Source organism: Micrococcaceae bacterium Sec5.7, from assembly GCA_039636785.1.
In the GTDB taxonomy this organism is placed as follows: domain Bacteria; phylum Actinomycetota; class Actinomycetes; order Actinomycetales; family Micrococcaceae; genus Arthrobacter.
In genome coordinates this window covers 1687748-1707849 of record CP144169.1, presented here as the reverse complement: position 1 = coordinate 1707849, position 20102 = coordinate 1687748, and the positions used below count along the sequence as shown (strand labels likewise).

Genomic DNA, 20102 nt, shown 5'->3' with positions numbered 1-20102 from the left:
CTGTCTCCTTTGATCAAAGCTGGTTACCGATACCCAGCGTACCTGATACGCTGGGTATCGTGAACATCCTCCATCCAGAACTTTCGGCGGCCTCCGGTGCTGCCGCCGTTGACGGCCGCGCCGCCCGCTGGCAGTCCCACCGTGAGGAACGACGCCGTGAACTCATCAAGTCGGCACGCCGGGCAGTACACGCGCTCGGCAGCGACGCGTCCATGGAAGACATAGCCGCGGCGGCAGGGACATCGAAGTCTGTTTTCTACCGTTACTTCGGCGACAAAGCCGGCCTCCAGCAGGCGGTGGGCGAAGTGGTCCTCAGCCAGATGCAGCGGCGCATCCGTGATGCGGCTCAGAGTGCCCAGACTCCGCGCGAAGGACTGCTGGCCATGGTGTCCGCCTACCTCCAGATGGCGGAGACCAGCCCCAACGTCTACACCTTTGTCACACGCCATTCCCCCGGCGATCCGGACGGTGGCCAGGGTGTCATTGCCACGGCAGGCGCCCTGGGGCACTTCTTCGAATCAATCGGGGACATGATCGCCCGTCCCATGCGCGCCCACCTCGGTCAGGGCACCGGCAAGGAAGCGGTGATCGGCTACTGGCCCACCGCCGCAATCGGTCTGGTGCGCAACGCCGGGGAACAGTGGCTGGGGAGCCCCGCCGCACCCACGAAGCCGAACCAGGAGACCATGGCGCGGCAGATAACCGACTGGCTGTGTGTGGGCATCGCCCCGGAGCTGGACACCGGGGCGGCCCCCACCGAATCGGATGGTTTTTCGCCGGAACAACCTTCGGCAGAGAAACCCTCGCCAGAGAAACAACTTGTCAGAACCAAAGAAGGAAATCGACATGACTGAAGTAGTGGACCGCCCCGCCGGCGATGCCACCCGGCCGGCAGCTGCCGCCGTGCCCGCTCACGGCCGGCCCGCTGACGGCCAACCGGCCGTCGACGTCGCCGCACTCGGCGAGCAACTCCTGGGCAAGTGGGCCCACATCCGCAAGCAGGCCCGCGGACTGGCCGCACGCCCGGAAATGCACAAGACCGAAGGACTGACCCACACCGAACACCGCAAGCGTGCGTTCGGTCAGCTGAAGTATCTGGTGGACAACGACGCCGTCCACCGCGCGTTCCCGTCCGCACTCGGCGGCTCGGATGACCACGGCGGAAACGTGGCCGGCTTCGAGGAACTGGTCACTGCCGATCCGTCCCTGCAGATCAAGGCCGGCGTGCAGTGGGGTCTCTTTGGCTCCGCAGTGATGCACCTGGGCACCGATGAGCACCACACCAGGTGGCTGCCGGGCATCATGAGCCTGGAGATTCCTGGTTGCTTCGCCATGACCGAGACCGGCCACGGCTCGGACGTTGCCAGCATTGCCACCACCGCCACCTACGACGCCGCAACGCAGGAATTCGTGGTGCACACACCCTTCCGTGCAGCCTGGAAAGATTACATCGGCAACGCCGCCATTGACGGACTCGGGGCCGTGGTCTTCGCCCAGCTGGTCACCAAGAACGTCAACCACGGGGTGCACGCGTTCTACATGGACCTGCGTGATCCCCTGACCAAGGAATTCCTGCCGGGTATCGGCGGCGAGGACGACGGCATCAAGGGCGGCCTTAACGGAATAGACAACGGCCGGCTGCACTTCAACAACGTCCGGATCCCCCGCACCAATCTGCTGAACCGATATGGCAACGTAGACCCCGGCGGCTCGTACACCTCACCGATCGCCAGCCCTGGCCGCCGCTTCTTCACCATGCTGGGCACTCTGGTCCAGGGCCGGGTGTCCCTCGACGGCGCTGCTGTTGCCGCTTCCAAGATCGCCCTCAAAACTGCCATCCAGTACGCCACCGAGCGCCGTCAGTTCAACGCCTCCTCGCTCACCGAAGAAGAGGTCCTGCTCGACTACCAGCGCCACCAGCGCCGTCTCTTTACCCGGCTGGCAACCACATACGCCGCCAGCTTTGCACACGAGCAGCTGCTGCAGAAGTTCGATGACGTCTTCTCCGGCGCCCACGACACCGATGAAGACCGGCAGGATCTCGAAACACTGGCCGCCGCCCTCAAACCGCTCAGCACGTGGCATGCACTGGACACACTCCAGGAATGCCGCGAGGCCTGCGGCGGCGCCGGCTTCCTGATCGAGAACCGCTTCGCCTCGCTGCGCGCCGACCTGGACGTCTATGTCACCTTCGAAGGTGACAACACGATCCTGCTCCAGCTTGTGGCCAAGCGGCTGCTCGCGGACTATGCCAAGGAATTCCGCAGTGTCAATTTCGGTGTGCTGGCGAGGTATGTGGTGGGCCAGGCAGCTGACGTTGCCATCCACCGCACTGGCCTGCGGCAAGTGGCCCAGTTCGTGGCCGATACCGGTTCGGTCCAAAAGTCCGCTTTGGCTCTTCGGGACGAGGAAGGACAGCGCACGTTGCTGACGGACCGCGTCCAGTCCATGGTGGCTGAGGTAGGCGCTGCCCTCAAGGGCACCAACAAACTGCCCCAGCACCAGGGCGCAGCCATATTCAACCAGCATCAGGATGACCTGATCGAAGCGGCCCAGGCACACGCCGAACTGCTGCAGTGGGAAGCCTTCACCGAAGCCCTCGGCAATGTCACCGATCCGGGCACCAAGAAGGTGCTGACGTGGCTCCGCGATCTCTTCGGCCTCTCGCTGATCGAGAAGAACCTGTCCTGGTACCTCATGAACGGCCGCCTCTCCATGCAGCGCGGACGCACTGTGGGCGACTACATCAACCGGCTTCTGGTCAAGATCCGCCCGCATGCAGTGGATCTGGTGGATGCCTTCGGCTACGGCCCCGAGCACCTCCGCGCCTCCATCGCCACCGGCGTTGAAAAGGTCCGTCAGGACGAAGCCCGTGAGTTCTTCCGCGCGCAGCGTGCCAGCGGCCGGGCTCCGGTGGAAGAAAAAGTGATCCTGGCCCGCAAGAAGATTGAAGCCGGCGTCGCCAAGCGCTGATGCGCCAGGCACCGTCTATCTCAACGGGCTGACCACGACGGCGCCGCTCCCCACATCTGGGGAGCGGCGCCGTCGTGGTTAATTGCCGGCTGTAACGGCTGATGTCGCCGGCAAGTCGCCTCCGGCGAGCACTGAACGGTACACCGCGAGTGTGGATTCCGTAATGGAATCCCAGGAAAAGTGTTCCTCGGCCCTGCGGCGGCCAGCCTCCCCCATGGCCCGGGAACGCTCGGGATCAGACACCACCTCGGTGAGGGCGGCCGCGAATTCGGTGACGAATTTTTCCGGGTCCAGGGGCGTGCCCGTGCCGTCGGTCACCTGCTCGATCCCGACCAGAAGCCCGGTTTCGCCGTGAAGGACAACCTCGGGGATACCGCCGGTGGCGCTGGCCACCACGGCCGCACCGCAGGCCATGGCCTCAAGGTTGACGATGCCGAGCGGTTCGTAGATGGACGGGCAGGCGAAAGCGGTGGCATGGCTGAGGACCTGGATGAGCTCGTTGCGGGGCAGCATCCGTTCGATCAGCACCACTCCGCTGCGCTGGCTCTGGAGCTCCTCGATCAGCCGGGCGGTCTCGGCCGCCAGCTCGGGAGTGTCCGCTGCACCGAGGCACAGGACCACCTGCACATCCGCCGGAAGCTTCGCTGCGGCCCTCAGCAGGTACGGCACGCCCTTCTGGCGGGTATTGCGGCCGACGAACACCACGCTGGGCTTCTCCGGGTCGATGCCCAGGGCGCGGATGGCGTCGTCGTTTTCGTCGCGGGCCCACATCGCGACGTCGATGCCGTTGTGGACCACACGGACCTTGGCGGGATCGACATCCGGGTAGCTGCGCAGGATGTCCTGGCGCATGCCTTCCGACACGGCAATGATGGCCGCGGCGGCTTCGTAAGCGGTCTTCTCCACCCAGGACGACACCGCATAGCCGCCGCCCAGCTGCTCCGCTTTCCAGGGACGCAGCGGCTCAAGGCTGTGGGCGCTGAGCACGTGCGGGATGCCGTGCAGCAGGGATGCCAGGTGGCCGGCCATGTTGGCGTACCACGTATGTGAATGGACCAGATCGGCGCCCGCAACGTCCGGGACAATCCTCAGATCCACGCCAAGGGTCTGGACCGCGGCGTTGGCTTCGCCGAGGTCCTCCGGCACCGGATAAGAGGTCACTCCGGCCCCGTGGTAGTCAGCGTCCCGGGGGGCACCGAAGGCACGAACCTGCAGGTCAACATGCTTTGCAAGTACCCTGCTCAGCTCGGCCACGTGGACGCCGGCGCCGCCGTAAATCTCGGGCGGGAATTCTTTAGTCACAATGTCTATTCGCACGATACCCAAGGTAGTCCTTCCGGCGTATCTGTTCTAGTGTGAAGGAGTCCGGGCGTACCGGACTGTTGGGGTGTTACAAGGACGTACAGGGAGCTACCACTATGCCGACGAAGAAAGTTTTGGCAATTGTCCTGGCTGGCGGCGAAGGAAACAGGCTCATGCCGCTGACGGCAGACCGGGCCAAGCCTGGAGTGCCTTTTGCGGGCAGCTACCGGCTGATCGACTTTGCGTTATCCAACCTGGTGAATTCGCGCTATCTGCAGATCGTGGTGCTCACACAGTACAAGTCGCACAGCCTCGACCGCCACATTTCCGAGACCTGGCGGATGTCCACCCAGCTGGGCAATTACGTGGCCTCGGTCCCGGCGCAGCAGCGCGTGGGCAAGAGCTGGTTCCTTGGCAGCGCAAACGCCATTTACCAGTCCCTGAACCTGATCCACGATGCCAACCCGGATATTGTGGTGGTGGTGGGAGCCGATCACGTCTACCGCATGGACTTCGCGCAAATGGTTGATCAGCACATTGCCAGCGGCGCCAAAGCGACCGTTGCCGCTGTTCGCCAGCCTCTGAACATGGCGGACCAGTTCGGCGTCATCGAGGTGGATCCCAACGATCCCCAGAAGATTGCCGCGTTCGTGGAAAAGCCCGCCGCCACTCCCGGCCTGGCAGCTGACCCCACCCAGTTCCTGGCTTCCATGGGCAACTACGTCTTCGACGCCGACGCCCTCGTGGATGCGCTTCACGTGGATGCTGAACGCCTCGACACCAAACACGACATGGGCGGGGACATCATTCCCTACTTCGTCAGCCAGGGTGAAGCCGGCGTCTACGACTTCACCCTCAACGACATCCCCGGTTCCACGGAGCGGGACCGCACCTACTGGCGGGATGTGGGCACCATCGATTCCTTCTACGACGCCCACATGGACCTCATCTCCCCCATGCCGGTGTTCAATCTCTACAACTCCGAATGGCCCATCTACACCCGCCAGAGCATTTCGCCCCCAGCCAAGTTTGTCCGCGGCCGGGGGAACACCGTGGGCACGGCGCTGGATTCGATTGTTGCCAGCGGCGTGGTGATCTCAGGCGGCGTTGTGGAGGGCTCGGTGCTTGCCAACGATGTCTACGTGGGGACGGCCAGCCGCGTCCTGGACTCGGTGCTGATGAACAACGTCCGGATCGGTGAGGGAGCAGTGGTCAAGCGCACCATCATCGATAAGAACGTCAAGGTCCCTGCCGGTGCCGCAATCGGCCTCGATCCGGAACTGGACCGCGCCCGGGGCTTCAAGGTCACTGAATCCGGCATTACGGTGCTGTCAAAGGGCCAGGAGGTACCGGAGCCCGGAGATGCCGAGCGTGCCCTCTCTGCAGCCAACCTCCATCTTGTTCCCGACGCCGTCAAGGCGGCTACCGCCAACTACCCGGAAATCCGGGAATCGGTGGAAAAGGCAGCGGAGGCGAAGGCAGGCGCAGCTGGTGCCGCGGCCACGGACAGGGAGTCCGTCGCGAGCAGCTCCTGACCGCCCGCGGCGGGCCGGGGGTCCGTCAGGCTGTAAAATCGGGACAATGAGCTCCTCCGATCTGACGCCTGAAGAAATCCGGGCCTGCCTGAAGGTCCTGAACACCATCCACGTCTATGACGAGGAGCACCCTGACTACGTATCGGTGCGCCGTGCCACCGGCAAGATGTTCAAGGCTGTAAAGCGGCACCGCAGGGTCACCAAGCGTGATCTGATTGCCGAATCGGACCGCGCAGTCATGGCCCAGACAGCCACGGCGGCCCCGGACCGGATCGACGACGAAACCCGGGGGAACAAACTCGAGACGTCCGCCACCGGCAAAGTGGCCGGTCACCTGATCCGGTCCCGGCCCTGCTACATCTGTAAGAAGCACTACACCCAGGTGGACGCCTTCTACCACCAGCTTTGCCCGGAATGTGCAGCGTTCAACCACAGCAAACGCGATGCTCGGACGGACCTCACAGGACGGCGCGCCCTGCTGACCGGCGGCCGGGCCAAGATCGGCATGTACATAGCTCTTCGCCTACTCCGCGACGGCGCGCACACCACCATCACCACCCGGTTCCCCAAGGATGCGGCACGCAGATTTGCCGCCATGGAGGACAGCGCAGACTGGCTCCACCGGCTGCGGATCGTGGGCATAGACCTTCGTGATCCGTCGCAGGTCATGGCACTCACGGATTCCCTCAATGCCGCCGGGCCGCTGGACATCATTATCAACAACGCCGCGCAGACCGTGCGCCGCTCGGGTAATGCCTACAAGCCGCTTGTCGATGCCGAGGATGATCCGCTGCCGGCTGCGCTTGACGTGGCCAACGGAGGCCCTGAGCTGGTCACGTTCGGCCACGCGCACGACAAGCACCCCCTGGCCCTTTCCAGCAGCGTTACCGAGCACCCGGTGCTCGCCGGGGATGCCATCACCTCGCTGGCGCTGTCCACCGGATCGGCGTCGCTGGAGCGGATTGCGTCAGGGACGGCAATCGACGCGGGCGGCCTGGTTCCGGATCTGGCCAGCATCAACAGCTGGACCCAGGTGGTGGATGAGGTGGACCCGCTCGAGATGCTGGAAGTCCAGCTCTGCAACGTGACAGCCCCGTTCCTGCTGGTGAGCAGGCTTCGTGATGCCATGAAGCGCTCCACGGCGCGCCGCAAATACATCGTGAACGTCACGGCCATGGAAGGCCAGTTCTCGCGTGCCTACAAGGGCCCCGGGCATCCGCACACCAATATGGCCAAAGCCGCGCTGAACATGATGACGCGCACCAGTGCCCAGGAAATGCTTGAAGCCGATGGCATCCTGATGACCGCCGTGGATACCGGCTGGATCACCGATGAACGCCCGCACTACACCAAGGTCCGGCTGATGGAAGAAGGCTTCCATGCGCCGCTGGACCTGGTTGACGGTGCTGCCCGCGTTTACGATCCGATCGTGACGGGCGAGAACGGCGAGGACCACTACGGGGTTTTTCTGAAGGACTACAAACCCGGCCCCTGGTAGACCTCGGGCTCTGCCTGTCCCGCCTGGTTCTGGTGGCGTAAGCTCAGCGGCATGAACAGTGAAGCTTCACCTGAGGTGGAAAGCCTGGAAAGCCATGAGTGCTGGAGCCTGCTGCGCACCGTGTCAGTGGGCCGGTTGGCGGTCTGGGTCGATGACCACCCCGACATTTTCCCGCTCAACTACACCGTGGATCACGGCACGCTCGTTTTCCGGACAGGCGGCGGCACCAAACTGGATGGGGCCCTGGCGGATGCCCCGGTGGCGCTGGAAGCCGACGGCCTGGACACCGGCTCCGGAATGGCCTGGAGTGTCGTGGTCAAGGGAATGGCGGCCGCCGTCAGCGGCACGGAAGAGGTCCTGGACACCGCTGCTCTGTATCTTTTCCCCTGGCAGGCGGGCACGAAGGACCACTTTGTCCGCATAGCGCCGGGGTCCATCACCGGGCGGCGGTTCAAGGTGACTCCGCCCATGACCTGGTGGACGCAGCAGGGCGGGGCACCCAGGTCCGCTCCCGAATGAGTGGTCCGCTCCGGTGGCCCTGACACCCGCCGGCTATGCCAACCGGGTGATCTCCACGCTGACGTTGAGCGCTGAGCCTCCGCCGCCGGACAGAATGCCCTTGAGCGGCGGAACATCGCGATAGTCACGGCCCCGCGCCACGGTGACGTGGAAGTCGCCCGCCGGCTTGTGGTTGGTGGGATCCCAGCTCCGCCATTCGCCGTCCCACCATTCCAGCCATGCATGGGATTGTCCGGCAACCGTCTCACCGATGTCCGCTGTCGAACTCGGGTGCAGGTAACCGGAAACGTAGCGTGCCGGGATACCGCAACTGCGGAGTGCACCGATAGCCAGGTGTGCGAGGTCCTGGCAGACGCCCTGCCGTTGCCCCCAGGCTTCTTCCGCGCTGGTGGTGACGGCCGTGGAGCCCTTCATGTAGGCCATTTCGCCGCTCATCCATTCGAAAACAGCCAGGGCTGCCTCATGCGGGTTTTTGCCTTCCACCACACCGGGAATGATTGCCAGGACTTCCTCGCCGGGTGCGCTCAGCCGGGACTGCGGAATCCAGTCGCTGAACTGGTTGAGGGTCTCGGGTGCCCGGATTACATCCCAGCCCACGATGTCCGCGTCCGAGGGAATGCGTTCAGCCCGGTGGACTTCCACGGTGGTGGTGGCCAGGACCTCAAGGTGCTCGTGCGGCATCTGCATGTCGAAAGCCGTAACGCGGGTCCCCCAGTAATCGCGGTAGCTGCTGAGGGCGGCCTGTGACGGCGAAACCTTCATCGAGGATTCCAGCACCACCTGCTGGGGATCCGTGAGCGGCGTCATGCGGGCCTCGTTGTAGGACAGCGTGACGCGCTGGTTGTAGAGGTAGCCGGTCTTGTGGGTGATGCTAAGCCGGGTCATGAAACTTCTCCCACCCAGGCGAGTTCGTCCGCCTGATTGAAGTACTTACGGGAAATGGCGTCCGAGGCCTGGGATACTGCCTTCTGCACACGCTCCATGTGCTCCGGGAGTTCGGACATCAGATCGTCCGTCCGGTGGAACTCAAGGAAGGTGCGTGCCTGGCCGACAATGCGGCGGGCGTCGTTGATGAAGCCGACCCGCTGTGCTGAGGGATCAAGTTTGGCGAGGCATTCGTCGGCGTCGCGCAGCGCGTAAACGATGGACCGGGGGAAGAGCCGGTCCAGAAGCAGGAATTCCGCTGCATGCTGGTCCCCGAACGCGGCGCGGCGGGTCCGCAGGAAGGATTCGTAGGCGCCGGCGCAGCGCAGCATGTTGACCCATGACATTCCCGCCGAGAGGACGTCACGGGTGGACAGCATGCGGGCTGTCATGTCCGCGCGCTCCAGCGACCGCCCAAGGACCAGGAAGAGCCAGCTTTCGTCGTGGCTGACAGTGGTGTCGGCCAGGCCGCTGACCATCGCGGTGCGCTCCAGGACCCAGTTGCAGAACCGGTACGTCCCCACTACGTCCTTGCGGTGCTGGTTCAGCCCGTAATAGGTGGTGTTCAGGCTTTCCCAGAGTCCAGAGGACACCGTTTCCCGGGCGCGCCGGGCATTCTCGCGGGCGGCTCCCAGCGACCCGGCGATGGATGTGGCACTGTGCTTGTCATATGCCAGTGCGTGCAGGAGCTCATTGAGCCCGAACTCCTCACTCTGCGGCCGTGCACCCATCACCGCCAGGAGTGCTTGGGCAACGCTTCGCTGCTCCTCCATAGGCAGGTGGTTAAGGCGCTCCAGGTGAACGTCCAGGATGCGGGCAGTGCCATCTGCCCGTTCAACATAACGGCCGATCCAAAAAAGGGACTCGGCAATACGGCTAAGCATTCGCGGTTACCTCCTGCGTGCCGGACTTGTAGGTAAATGAGTCTGTGAATGAATGGACCGGTACCAGTCTCCGGATCACTGCTGCTGCTCTGTCTGGCGGTCGCGCCAATTACTCTCAACCGGCCACACCGATACACGTTCGCGCACCGTGATGGCGGGGCGCGGCAGGGTTTCCACCGGGACCTGCGGGGAATCCGCCAGCACCCACGTGTCCTTGGAACCGCCGCCCTGGCTGGAGTTAACGATCAGCGAACCCTCTTTAAGCGCCACGCGGGTGAGACCGCCGGGAAGCACCCAGACGTCCTCGCCGTCGTTCACTGCGAACGGGCGAAGATCCACATGGCGGGGGCCGAACTTGTCGCCGCTGAGCGTGGGCACCGTGGACAGCTGCAGGACCGGCTGTGCGATCCAGCCGCGGGGGTCGGCGATAACCCGCTTGCGTAGGGCGGCGAGTTCGTCCTTGGACGCATCCGGACCGATCACCAGGCCTTTGCCGCCGGAACCGTCCACAGGTTTGACCACCAGTTCGGCAAGCCGGTCAAGGACGTGCTCCCTGGCTTCCTTTTCCTCGAGCCGGAAGGTATCCACGTTGGCAATGACCGGTTCCTCATTGAGGTAGTACCGGATCAGATCCGGTACGTAGCTGTAGACAAGTTTGTCGTCCGCCACTCCGTTGCCCACTGCGTTGGCGATGGTCACACCGCCGGCGCGGGCGGCGTTTACCAGGCCGGGGCAGCCCAGCATGGAATCGGAGCGGAACTGCAGGGGGTCCAGGAATTCGTCGTCGATCCGCTTGTAGATGACGTCCACGCGCTGTTCGCCCGCGGTGGTGCGCATGTAGACACGGTTGCCGCGGCAGATGAGGTCGCGCCCCTCAACGAGCTCCACGCCCATCAGGCCGGCAAGGAGGGTGTGCTCGAAGTAGGCACTGTTGAAGACGCCGGGCGTCAGGACCACTACCGTGGGGTCGTCGACGCCGGACGGGGCGGTTTTGCGCAATGCCGACAGGAGGCGGCGGGGGTACTCTTCCACGGGCCGGATGAGCTGCTGACCGAAGGCCTCGGGCAGGCCCTTGGCCATGGCCCGGCGGTTCTCCAGCACATAGCTGACGCCGGACGGCACCCGGACGTTGTCTTCGAGTACGCGGAAAGTGCCCTCGGCATCACGGACCACGTCAATGCCGGACACGTGGACCCGCACGCCGCCGGCAGGTTCGAACCCCTGGACGGCTCGGTGGAAGTGGGCGCTGGTGGTGACCAGCTGCCTCGGGATCACACCGTCGGCCACAACCGTCATTTTGTCGTAGACGTCGTTGAGGAACGCTTCCAGGGCACGGACGCGTTGTGCCACGCCCCTTTCCAGCACATCCCACTCGTTGGCGGGGATCACCCTGGGCACAATGTCCAGCGGGAACGGCCTCTCCTCCCCCGCGAAGTCAAAGGTGACGCCGCGGTCCAGGAAGGTCCGCGCCATGGAATCGGCGCGTGCGCTGACGTCGGCCAGAGACAGTTCGCGGAGGGCCCCGGCCACCTGCCCATAGGATTTTCGGGCTTTTTGGCCCGGGGCAAACATCTCGTCATAGGCACCGGATCGGCCGGCGGCCTCGGAGTAATCCTGGAATAGGTCAGACATGGACATTAGCCAACCACCTTTTTGTTTCGAAATCATTACCCGCACCCATTGTGGCGTGTTGGAACCGGGCCTCCGGTTCGTGTTTTCCGGCACTCGTCCGGCAAGGTAGGTGGGTGCCAATCTTCAGATTCCCGAGGGCCCTGTCCGGTGGGCTCCACGGGCAGGCTGGCCGGCTGCTGCCCGGCCTCCTGACGGCCGTGTTGGCCCTCGCAATGGCGTTCACCGTCCACGCTGCCGTGCCCGCGCTGCCGGCCATGACGTTGGCCGTGGTCCTGGGTCTGCTGGCCGCCAATCTGCCCGCTACCGCGGTCTGGGTGGCAGGCCGGGCCCGGCCCGGCCTGGACTTCGCCGGCAAGCACCTCATGCGGGGCGGAATCGTGCTGCTCGGACTCAAGGTCAGCATCATGGATGTCCTGGGCCTCGGCTGGTTCGCGTTGCTGCTGATCGCAGGAGTGGTGCTGGCAAGCTTTGCCGGAACCTATGGAATCGCGCGCGCCTTCAGGCTTCCGGGTGAAACGTCCCTCCTGATCGCCACCGGCTTTTCGATCTGCGGCGCCTCGGCGATCGGTGCGATGGCGGCCGTGCGCCGGATCAGGCATGTGGACACGGTTCTGCCGGTGGCACTAGTGACGTTGTGCGGAACCCTGGCCATCGGTGTACTGCCCCTGCTGATGCATCCGCTTCAACTCAGCGCCGGGACGTTCGGCGCCTGGACCGGAGCGTCTGTGCACGATGTCGGCCAGGTGGTGGCCACGGCGCAGACCGCAGGCACGGCGGCACTTGGCATCGCCGTCGTCGTCAAACTGACCAGGGTGATCCTGCTGGCACCCATGGTGGCCGCCGCGGGGGTCCAGCAACGAATGGCGGCCCGGCGGCAGGCACAGCCGGGTGGCCAGGAGACAGGCAAGCTGCCACCGGTGATTCCGTTGTTCGTCATCGGCTTTGTGGCGATGGTGGGCCTGCGGTCCACGGGATGGCTTTCCGCCGGCTGGCTCGAGGCAGGAGCGGGACTGCAGGACATCCTGCTCGGCGCTGCACTCTTCGGACTGGGCTCGGCCGTGCGGATCCGCACACTCCTGCACACAGGATCCCGGGCCGTGCTTGCTGCCCTGGCGTCCTGGCTGCTGATCGCCGTGCTGGGTCTCGGGGCCGCGGTGCTCATGATTAGATAGCTGGGTGTCAAATGAGAATCTGCAACGCGATGAAGCGGCAATACGCTCGGCCCTGATCACCACCCACAGCTACGACGTCTCCCTCGACGTCCGTCTGGCCGCCGATCCGGAGGTCCCCGGCTACACCAGCCGCAGCGTCATCACCTTCTCGGCCTCGGAACCGGGATCCTCCACATTCCTGGATTTCATCAACAGCGACGTGCACAGCGTCTTCCTCAACGGCAGGGGACTTTCTGTTGCCGACGTCGTTGAGGGGGCCCGGATCCGGCTCGACAACCTGCAGGCAGAGAACCAGGTGACCGTCACCGGGACTGCCCCCTACAGCCGCTCCGGCGAAGGCATGCATCGCTTTGTGGACCCGGCCGACGGCAAGTGCTACCTGTACACCCAGTACGAGCCCGCAGATGCCCGGCGCGTATTCGCCAACTTTGAGCAGCCGGACCTCAAGGCCGGGTTCACCTTCCATGTGATGGCGCCCTCCGAATGGCACGTCGCCTCCAACGGCGTTGAAGCATCGCGCACCCAGCTGACCAGCGATCCCGCGACGAGCCGCTGGGACTTTGCCGGCACCAAGCCGATTTCCACCTATATCACCACTGTCCTGGCCGGCCCGTACTTCAAGGCAGAGGACCACTGGAGCAAAACGCTCGACGACGGCACTTCCCTTGACGTCCCGCTGGCACTTTACTGCCGGGAATCAATGGCGGAATCCTTTGATGCAGACGAGCTCTTTGCACTCACCAAAAAGGGCCTGGACTTCTTCAACGAGCTGTTCGACTATCCATACCCGTGGGGCAAGTATGATCAGGCGTTTGTGCCCGAATACAACCTGGGCGCCATGGAAAACCCTGGCTTGGTCACCTTTACTGAGAGCTATGTGTTCACATCCCGGGCAACTGATTCGCAGTACCAGGCCCGTGCCAACACCTTGATGCACGAGATGGCCCACATGTGGTTCGGCGATCTGGTGACGATGCAGTGGTGGGATGATCTGTGGCTCAAGGAATCGTTCGCGGATTACATGGGAACGCTCGGCGTTGACCGCGCCACGGGTTGGGATACGGCGTGGGTGAACTTCGCAAACAACCGCAAGTCCTGGGCCTATCTGCAGGATCAACTGCCCACCACCCACCCGATCGTGGCCGATATCCCTGACCTCGAGGCGGCAAAACAGAACTTCGACGGCATCACCTATGCCAAAGGCGCTTCCGTCCTGAAGCAGCTGGTGGCCTACGTGGGATTTGATGCCTTCATCGCCGGATCCAGAAAGTACTTCAGAGACCACGAATACGGCAACACCACCCTTGCAGAGCTGCTGGCTGCCCTGGGCACCGCCTCCGGCCGCGACCTGACAGACTGGGCGCAGCAGTGGCTGCAGACCTCCGGGATCTCCACTCTGAGCACGGAGATCGAAGCGAACGACGGTGTACTCGGCGCAGTGACCATCGTCCAGGACGCCGAGGATCCCGTAACGGGACGGCAGGAGCCACGCCCGCACCGGCTGCGCGTGGGACTGTACAACTTTAATGGTGACGGGGCCCTGGTCCGGTCAGGAAGCGTGGAAACAGACGTCTCCGGCCCGTCGACGACGGTGGCGGAATTGGACGGCCGGCAGCAGCCGGCCCTTCTGCTCGTCAATGATGAGGACCTCAGCTACGCCAAGGTCAGGCTTGATCCGGTATCTGAAACCACTGTCCGCAACTCGCTGGACAAGATCAGCGACCCCATGGTGCGTGCGCTGTGCTGGACGGCACTGTGGAACTCCGCCCGTGACGGTGCAGCTCCGGCTTCCTCCTACGTCGAAGCAGTCCAGCAGTTCGGACCGTCCGAAACGGGCATCGGTGTTCTGCTGAACATTCTCGGGAACGCCTCGACGGCAATCGAACGCTACGTCCCGGCGGAGGACCGGGACGCCGTCCGCGGTACGCACCTGGCAACCGCAGCCGCCCAGCTGCATGCAGCCGCGCCGGGCTCCGACCACCAGCTGGCCTGGGCACGGACCCTGGCCGCGGCCAGCCGTCAGGACCCGGCCCGGCTGCCGTTGCTTCGGGGCATCCTGGACGGCACCGCGGTGGTGGACGGCCTGGCCGTTGATGCGGAACTGCGCTGGAACCTCTGGCACGCGCTGGCGGCCAACGGCCAGGCCGGCCCGGCGGAACTGGAAGCGGAGCTGGCCAGAGACACCACGGCATCCGGACGTGCCGGGCACGCCACTGCGCTCGCAGCCAGGCCTGACGCTGGCGTGAAGTCAGCGGCCTGGGAGGCCGCAGTCCATGGAACGGAGCTCTCCAACCAAATGCTCAGCGCCACGATTGCGGGCTTCACCACGGCTTCCGTGGAGCTGCTGGACCCCTACGTGGAGCCATACTTCGACTGCCTCGAATCCGTTTGGGCCGGGCGAAGCATGGAAATCGCCAGCCGGATCATCCGCGGTCTCTATCCGGCAGCTCAGGATCTTGGGCCGGCACTCTTGTCTCCGGAACAGCACCCGGTGATCGTGCGCACTGACTCGTGGCTGGAGGAACATGCCGATGCGCCGCGTGCACTCCGAAGGATCATCATCGAACAGCGGAGCCACCTGGACCGGGCATTACGGGCACAGGCAGCGTCACTTTCCGTCTAAGGAACCCTGTTCAGCCACTCTTCGGTGCCAAACTTGGCCGCCACCCGTTCGCGGGCGGCGGCCAGTTCCGTTTCCGTGAGTTCTGACGGCGTGGCCGCGTAGCGTTCACTGAAGACATCGATCATGTCCGCAATGATTTCAGTTCGGGCCAGCCCGGTCTGACGGCGCAGCGGGTCAACGCGCTTCTTGGCGCTCCGCGTGCCTTTGTCCGAGAGTTTTTCCTTGCCGATCCGGAGCACCTCCACCATCTTGTCGGCGTCGATGTCGTAGCTCATGGTGACGTGGTGCAGCATGCCGCCGTTCGCCAGCCGCTTCTGGGCGGCCCCGCCGATCTTGCCCTGGTCGGTGGCAATGTCGTTGAGCGGGACGTAAAAGGCCTTAATGCCCAGTTTCTGCAGGGCAGCCATGACCCAGGCGTCCAGGAAGGCATACGAGTCGGCGAAGCTGATTCCGTCCACGAGGGTCTGCGGGAGGTAAAGCGAGTATGTGATGCAGTTTCCCGCCTCCATAAACATCGCTCCCCCGCCGCTGATCCGGCGGACAACGGTCACGCCGTGACGGCCCACGCCGTCGGGGTCGATCTCGTTGCGGACAGACTGGAAGCTGCCGATCACCACTGACGGCTCCTCCCAGTCCCAGAACCGGAGGGTGGGGTTGCGGCGCCCGGCGCCGACTTCCTCCGTGAGAACCTCGTCCAGGGCCACGTTGACCTGCGTGGGCAGGACAGTGGGGGCAATGACGTTCCAGTGGTGGTCTGACCACGCTGTGGCCCGGGACAATGCCCGGCGGACTGCCACGGCCACGGCTTCGGCTGAGAATCCGAAGAGGACCGCGTCCGTGGGCAGCGCGGCTATCACACCAGCGGTGATCTCGGCCGCCGTCGAGGTCTCCGGGAGACCTGTGAGCCCCCGGTTGATGTCCAGCAGGGCTTCGTCGGGCTCCAGGAAGAAGTCACCGCTGAGGGACACCTTCGCGAAGCGGCCGTCGACGACGTCGAGATCCACCACCACGAGTTTGCCGCCGGGCACCTTGAACTCACCGTGATGGCCGGCGACGTTGTTGTCAGCTGCGGAAAAAGAGGCGGAAGTCATGCCTCCCATCCTGCCCCAGGAACGCAAAAAGCCCGCACCGTGAGATGCGGGCTTTTAAAAGAACCTTGGAGGCGAAGTTATTACTTCGTGCCGCCGAAGCCCTTGAAGCGAGCATTGAAGCGCTCGACGCGGCCTGCAGAGTCCATGATGCGCTGCTTACCCGTGTAGAACGGGTGGGACTCGGAGGAGATTTCGACGTCAATAACCGGGTAGGTGTTTCCGTCTTCCCACTCGATGGTCTTCTTGGAAGACACGGTGGACTTGGTCAGGAACTTGACGCCGGAAGCCAGGTCGTTGAAAACAACAGCTTCGTACTTCGGGTGTGTATCAGACTTCATAATGGGACCTTTGTTCGCACAACTGGATTTTGCCAGCTGCCAGGTATGAATGGGATGTCGGCCGCAGAACGGTCATGAACGAGCACGAAGTGCCCGGACCAACACTCAATCCTAGCCTAAACGCGCCCCCGGGACGAACCGGGCGGGTTCGTTGAGCCACACCCCCGGGTAGAGCAGCCGGTTGGGCTCATACCCTTGGGCGGAGTTCCCAGAACGCCACTGCTGACGCCGCAGCGACATTAAGCGAGTCAACGCCTTCGCGCATTGGAATTTTCACGGCCAGATCGACGACGGAAAGCGTGTCCGCGCTCATGCCTGCACCTTCGGTTCCCAGCACCAGGGCAAGTTTGTCCGGATTGCGCGCGGCCAGTACGTCGAGATCGACGGCATCCGGAGTGAGCTCCATGGCGGCCACCGTGAATCCCTGCCCCTGGAGCCGACGGAGGTCATCCGGCCAGCTTTCCAGCCGGACCCACGGCACCTGGAACACCGTGCCCATGCTGACCCGGACACTACGCCGGTACAGCGGATCGCCGCAGCGGGGCGAGACCAGTACGGCGTCCACATCCAGGGCGGCAGCGGAACGGAAAATCGCACCCACGTTGGTGTGGTCCACAATGTCCTCAAGTACCGCCACCCGACGGGCGCCGGCCAGCAGTTCAGCCAGAGGCAGCGGTGCCGGACGGTGCATGGCCGCCATGGCTCCGCGGTGCAGGTGGAAGCCGGTGATCGCCTCGAGCAATGCGGCGCTGCCGACATACGCCGGCACGTCCGGGTACTTCTCGAAGACATCGTTGAGATCGCGCAGCCACTTCTCCGCCAGGAAGAAAGACCGGGGCCGGTGTCCGGCAGCCAATGCGCGGCGCAGGACCCGGGAGGACTCGGCGATGTACATTCCCTCCGCGGGTTCCCTGACCTTGCGAAGGTGCACATCGGTCAGCTGCGTGTAGTCGGAGACACGCGGATCATCCGCGGATTCAAGGTAATGGAAGGTCACCGGCTGGTCATTTCAGCACATTGGCGATCATGAAGCCCAGTGCGACCAGGCCCAGGGCGAAAATCACGCCGCGCAGGATCACCGGCGACAGCTTCCGGCCCACCCTGGAACCGATGAAGCCGCCGATCAGGGAGCTGACAGCAATCAGCCCGACTACAGTCCAGTTGATCCGTCCGAAGGCAAAGAGCAGGTACGACGCCGCCGCCACAACATTGACGCCCAGCACCAGGAAGTTCTTCATGGCATTTGCATTCTGGATGGTGCCGGTCATGAAAATGCCCAGGATGCCCACCAGCAGGATGCCCTGGGCCGCCACGAAGTAGCCGCCATACACCCCGGCCAGATAGACGAGCACCACCAGAGTCACACCGTGACGTTTGTCCCGGATGGCGTGTTCAGGGTTTTCCTCCCTGTTGCGCACCCATTTCTGCAGCCGCGGTTGGAACACCACCATCAGCAGAGCAAGCACGATCAGTACGGGGGCGGCGTAGTAGAAGACTTTTTCCGGCAGGTGCAGCAGCAACCAGGCACCCGAGATGCCACCCAGCAGGGACGCCGGCAGAAGTCTGAGCAATTGCCGGCCGCGGCCCTCAAGTTCCTGGCGGTACCCCCACGCTCCGGCGGCGTTTCCGGCCACCAGCCCCATTGCGTTGCTGATGGAAGCCGTCACCGGGGCGATGCCCAGGGCGATCAGCACCGGAAACGTTACCAGAGTGCCCGAACCCACCACGCTGTTGATGGTTCCGGCCCAGAGGCCGGCGAAGAAAATGAAAACGCTGCTGAGAATCTCCACGCTCAGTGGTCCGCTCAGCGGCGGGCAGTAGCGGTATAGCGTCCGGCGTTGACCGTCACATCAAGCGGAAGTCCGAACGTCTCGCTCAAGTGCTCGGCAGTGAGGACCCCGGCCAGGGGGCCTGCGGCCACCACACCGCCGTCGCGCATCAGCATTGCATGCGTGAAGCCGGGCGGGACTTCCTCGAGGTGGTGGGTCACCAGCACGATTGCCGGCGCGGCCTCGTCTCGGGCAAGTTCGCTGAGGCGGTGCACCAGGTCCTCGCGCCCACCGAGATCCAGACCGGCGGCGGGTTCGTCCAGCAGGAGCAGTTCGGGGTCGGTCATCAGCGCACGGGCGATCTGCACACGCTTGCGCTCGCCTTCGGAGAGAGAGGCAAAGGGTCGGTTGAGCAGCGGACCCATGCCCCACTCATTCAGCAGGGCGAAGGCCCGGCGTTCGTCGTCCTTGTCGTAGCCCTCACGCCAGCGGCCGGTCACGCCGTAGGCGGCCGTCACAACAACGTTGAGGACTTTCTCATGCTCCGGAATCTGGTTAGCCAACGCTGCGGACGACAGGCCGATCCGCGGCCGGAGTTCAAACACGTCAACGGCGCCGAGGATTTCCTCAAGGATGCCGGCCATTCCGCTGCTGGGGTGGATCCGGGCGGCGGCAATCTGAAGCAGGGTGGTCTTGCCGGCACCGTTGGGCCCGAGAATCACCCAGCGCTCGCCTTCCTTGACCTGCCAGTCCACCTTGTTCAGGAGCGTTTTGGCCCCACGGACAACGCTGACAGAAGCCATTTCAAGAACATCACTCATAGGAGTAGACACTAGGACAAAACAGGTGCTGACTGATAACTGAAACTCCTCCTCAGCCCATGCGGCGGCAGGCGGCGGGATGAATTCGGGCATCACCTCCCCGCTGGCTAAGATTGCAGCCATGACTTCGAACGTGACTGCGGTCAGCTACGGCGTGAACTTATCCCCTGTGGAACTGGAGCACCTCCGGTCCCTGCTGACCGGTTGCGGTGCGATATTCGAGTCGGAGTCACGCCGCGGAGACCAGCGGTACGAGGTCTATACAGTGGATTTCACCTTGGGCTCCGGGACCTCGGCAGACATCGCGGCGCTGCGCCGGCAGGTGGCCGGTGCGGCACGCGACGGAGCGGATACGGCAATCGTTCCGGGCGGGCTGCGGCACGCTCCCCGCAAGCTCCTCATCATGGACGTCGATTCCACGCTGATCCAGCAGGAAGTGATTGAACTCCTGGCCGCCTATGCAGGCAAACGCGAGGAAGTAGCCGCCGTGACCGAAGCAGCCATGCGCGGCGAGCTGGATTTTGCCCAGAGCCTGCACGCCCGCGTAGCGGTCCTCGCAGGGCTGCCGGCCGCCGTCGTCGACTCCGTTCGTGCCGAGGTCAAGCTCAGCGAGGGTGCGGCGGAACTGGTGGCCGCATTCAAGTCCGCAGGCCACGTGGTGGCGGTGGTTTCCGGCGGTTTCAACCAGATCCTTGGTCCGATCGCCGAGGGTCTTGGCCTTGACTACTGGATTGCCAACGAGCTGGAAATCGTGGACGGCTCACTGACAGGGAAGGTCCTGGGTGCCGTGATCGACCGCGCCGCCAAGGAGAAGTACCTGCGCGAGTGGGCTGCTGCCGAGGGCATTGCCCTGGAACACACCATTGCCGTGGGCGACGGGGCCAATGATCTGGACATGCTCAGCACGGCCGGGATCGGCGTGGCGTTTAATGCGAAGCCGGCGGTCCGGGCCGCCGCCGACGCGGCTGTGAACATGCCCTATCTCGACGCCGTGCGGCACATCGCTGGCGTCTGACGAAAC

Annotated in this window: 17 protein-coding genes; 8 read left to right on the top strand and 9 right to left on the bottom strand. The window is 64.2% G+C overall.

The window, feature by feature from the left end; genetic code table 11:
- Nucleotides 1-59: 59 nt before the first annotated feature.
- Nucleotides 60-854: a TetR/AcrR family transcriptional regulator gene (locus tag V3C33_08095; protein XAS69202.1), complete on the top strand. Its 795-nt coding sequence runs from the start codon at nucleotides 60-62 to the stop codon at nucleotides 852-854.
- A complete protein-coding gene (locus V3C33_08090; GenBank protein ID XAS69201.1) occupies nucleotides 847-2973 on the top strand; it encodes an acyl-CoA dehydrogenase in 2127 nt (708 codons plus the stop codon). The genes V3C33_08095 and V3C33_08090 overlap by 8 nt, the downstream gene beginning before the upstream one ends.
- Before the next feature lie 78 nt (nucleotides 2974-3051).
- Here V3C33_08090 and glgA read toward each other — a convergent pair whose 3' ends face one another.
- On the bottom strand, nucleotides 3052-4290 hold the full coding sequence (glgA, locus tag V3C33_08085) for a glycogen synthase (GenBank protein ID XAS69200.1): 1239 nt from the start codon (nucleotides 4288-4290) through the stop codon (nucleotides 3052-3054).
- Nucleotides 4291-4391: 101 nt separating this feature from the next.
- Here glgA and glgC point away from each other — a divergent pair, with 101 nt between their 5' ends.
- Genes glgC through V3C33_08070 form a run of 3 tightly spaced genes read left to right on the top strand, consistent with a single transcriptional unit; the run spans nucleotide 4392 to nucleotide 7827 of the window.
- Entirely contained in the window at nucleotides 4392-5810 is a 1419-nt protein-coding gene (gene glgC / locus V3C33_08080) for a glucose-1-phosphate adenylyltransferase (GenBank protein ID XAS69199.1), read from the top strand.
- Nucleotides 5811-5856: 46 nt separating this feature from the next.
- A complete protein-coding gene (locus V3C33_08075) occupies nucleotides 5857-7308 on the top strand; it encodes an SDR family NAD(P)-dependent oxidoreductase (GenBank protein ID XAS69198.1) in 1452 nt (483 codons plus the stop codon).
- A 51-nt stretch (nucleotides 7309-7359) separates the two neighbouring features.
- Complete coding sequence (locus tag V3C33_08070) at nucleotides 7360-7827, top strand: pyridoxamine 5'-phosphate oxidase family protein (protein XAS69197.1); 468 nt, start codon at nucleotides 7360-7362, stop codon at nucleotides 7825-7827.
- Between the two features lie 33 nt (nucleotides 7828-7860).
- On the opposite strand, the gene V3C33_08065 is transcribed toward V3C33_08070, so the two are convergent.
- The 3 genes from V3C33_08065 to V3C33_08055 all read right to left on the bottom strand — a co-directional run bounded on the left by V3C33_08065 (nucleotide 7861) and on the right by V3C33_08055 (nucleotide 11267).
- Nucleotides 7861-8712 carry a transglutaminase family protein gene (locus V3C33_08065; protein XAS69196.1) on the bottom strand — a complete coding sequence of 284 codons (852 nt, stop codon included), beginning with the start codon at nucleotides 8710-8712 and terminating at the stop codon, nucleotides 7861-7863.
- Nucleotides 8709-9635, bottom strand: coding sequence for an alpha-E domain-containing protein (locus V3C33_08060; protein XAS69195.1), 927 nt, complete (start codon nucleotides 9633-9635; stop codon nucleotides 8709-8711). The genes V3C33_08065 and V3C33_08060 overlap by 4 nt, the downstream gene beginning before the upstream one ends.
- A 75-nt stretch (nucleotides 9636-9710) precedes the next feature.
- Nucleotides 9711-11267: a circularly permuted type 2 ATP-grasp protein gene (locus tag V3C33_08055; GenBank protein XAS69194.1), complete on the bottom strand. Its 1557-nt coding sequence runs from the start codon at nucleotides 11265-11267 to the stop codon at nucleotides 9711-9713.
- A gap of 119 nt (nucleotides 11268-11386) precedes the next feature.
- Here V3C33_08055 and V3C33_08050 point away from each other — a divergent pair, with 119 nt between their 5' ends.
- Nucleotides 11387-12439 carry a putative sulfate exporter family transporter gene (locus tag V3C33_08050; GenBank protein XAS69691.1) on the top strand — a complete coding sequence of 351 codons (1053 nt, stop codon included), beginning with the start codon at nucleotides 11387-11389 and terminating at the stop codon, nucleotides 12437-12439.
- Nucleotides 12440-12443: 4 nt separating this feature from the next.
- On the top strand, nucleotides 12444-15062 hold the full coding sequence (gene pepN, locus V3C33_08045; GenBank protein XAS69193.1) for an aminopeptidase N: 2619 nt from the start codon (nucleotides 12444-12446) through the stop codon (nucleotides 15060-15062).
- On the opposite strand, the gene V3C33_08040 is transcribed toward pepN, so the two are convergent.
- The 5 genes from V3C33_08040 to V3C33_08020 all read right to left on the bottom strand — a co-directional run bounded on the left by V3C33_08040 (nucleotide 15059) and on the right by V3C33_08020 (nucleotide 19081).
- Nucleotides 15059-16153: a biotin/lipoate A/B protein ligase family protein gene (locus V3C33_08040; protein ID XAS69192.1), complete on the bottom strand. Its 1095-nt coding sequence runs from the start codon at nucleotides 16151-16153 to the stop codon at nucleotides 15059-15061. The two genes, pepN and V3C33_08040, sit on opposite strands and share 4 nt — an antisense overlap.
- 80 nt (nucleotides 16154-16233) lie before the next feature.
- Nucleotides 16234-16491: a type B 50S ribosomal protein L31 gene (locus tag V3C33_08035; protein XAS69191.1), complete on the bottom strand. Its 258-nt coding sequence runs from the start codon at nucleotides 16489-16491 to the stop codon at nucleotides 16234-16236.
- Between the two features lie 187 nt (nucleotides 16492-16678).
- Nucleotides 16679-17488 carry an RNA methyltransferase gene (locus tag V3C33_08030; protein XAS69190.1) on the bottom strand — a complete coding sequence of 270 codons (810 nt, stop codon included), beginning with the start codon at nucleotides 17486-17488 and terminating at the stop codon, nucleotides 16679-16681.
- Between the two features lie 7 nt (nucleotides 17489-17495).
- Nucleotides 17496-18281: a sulfite exporter TauE/SafE family protein gene (locus V3C33_08025; GenBank protein ID XAS69189.1), complete on the bottom strand. Its 786-nt coding sequence runs from the start codon at nucleotides 18279-18281 to the stop codon at nucleotides 17496-17498.
- Nucleotides 18282-18295: 14 nt separating this feature from the next.
- Nucleotides 18296-19081, bottom strand: coding sequence for an ABC transporter ATP-binding protein (locus V3C33_08020; GenBank protein XAS69188.1), 786 nt, complete (start codon nucleotides 19079-19081; stop codon nucleotides 18296-18298).
- Between the two features lie 121 nt (nucleotides 19082-19202).
- On the opposite strand from V3C33_08020, the gene serB reads away from it, so the two are divergent.
- The gene (gene serB, locus V3C33_08015) at nucleotides 19203-20096 is read left to right on the top strand and encodes a phosphoserine phosphatase SerB (GenBank protein XAS69187.1); all 894 of its coding nucleotides are present in this window, start codon (nucleotides 19203-19205) and stop codon (nucleotides 20094-20096) included.
- Nucleotides 20097-20102: the final 6 nt, after the last annotated feature.

Excerpts from the sequence above, each read along its gene's own strand:
- V3C33_08090 (XAS69201.1), top strand. The coding sequence starts at position 847 with ATGACTGAAGTAGTGGACCGCCCCGCCGGCGATGCCACCCGGCCGGCA.
- glgC (XAS69199.1), top strand. The coding sequence starts at position 4,392 with ATGCCGACGAAGAAAGTTTTGGCAATTGTCCTGGCTGGCGGCGAAGGA.
- V3C33_08075 (XAS69198.1), top strand. The coding sequence starts at position 5,857 with ATGAGCTCCTCCGATCTGACGCCTGAAGAAATCCGGGCCTGCCTGAAG.
- V3C33_08070 (XAS69197.1), top strand. The coding sequence starts at position 7,360 with ATGAACAGTGAAGCTTCACCTGAGGTGGAAAGCCTGGAAAGCCATGAG.
- V3C33_08065 (XAS69196.1), bottom strand. The coding sequence starts at position 8,712 with ATGACCCGGCTTAGCATCACCCACAAGACCGGCTACCTCTACAACCAG.
- V3C33_08060 (XAS69195.1), bottom strand. The coding sequence starts at position 9,635 with ATGCTTAGCCGTATTGCCGAGTCCCTTTTTTGGATCGGCCGTTATGTT.
- V3C33_08055 (XAS69194.1), bottom strand. The coding sequence starts at position 11,267 with ATGTCTGACCTATTCCAGGATTACTCCGAGGCCGCCGGCCGATCCGGT.
- V3C33_08040 (XAS69192.1), bottom strand. The coding sequence starts at position 16,153 with ATGACTTCCGCCTCTTTTTCCGCAGCTGACAACAACGTCGCCGGCCAT.
- V3C33_08035 (XAS69191.1), bottom strand. The coding sequence starts at position 16,491 with ATGAAGTCTGATACACACCCGAAGTACGAAGCTGTTGTTTTCAACGAC.
- V3C33_08020 (XAS69188.1), bottom strand. The coding sequence starts at position 19,081 with ATGAGTGATGTTCTTGAAATGGCTTCTGTCAGCGTTGTCCGTGGGGCC.
- serB (XAS69187.1), top strand. The coding sequence starts at position 19,203 with ATGACTTCGAACGTGACTGCGGTCAGCTACGGCGTGAACTTATCCCCT.